This window comes from Xanthovirga aplysinae (assembly GCF_009711365.1).
GTDB classification, from domain to species: Bacteria; Bacteroidota; Bacteroidia; order Cytophagales; family Cyclobacteriaceae; genus Xanthovirga; species Xanthovirga aplysinae.
In genome coordinates, this window is the sequence record NZ_SMMB01000412.1 from 1,202 (window position 1) to 1,486 (window position 285).

Genomic DNA, 285 nt, shown 5'->3' on the forward strand with positions numbered 1-285 from the left:
TAATAATAAAGATATTGCTATTCGTAATTCCCATCTGGGAAAAGCAGGTTTTTTACCTGAAGTTTATATTGAAAATGGAACCGTATCCCGCGCTTTTGTGAGTACAAATAAGTCATTTTTTTCAATAACACGGACCCTTGATGTTGATGGAAATCGTAATTTAATCAATTTTCCTATTGAATTAAGGTGGAATATATTTGATGGTACAGGAATGTTTAAAAGACTTTCACTTTTTCGTGGGCTGAGTGATTTAGGAGTATACCAAACTAAAGATACCATAGCAAG

At 33.0% G+C, this 285-nt stretch carries 1 pseudogene; it reads left to right on the forward strand.

Annotated elements, in window-relative coordinates:
- Positions 1–285: pseudogene (locus tag E1171_RS23410) on the forward strand (hypothetical protein); the annotation flags it as partial.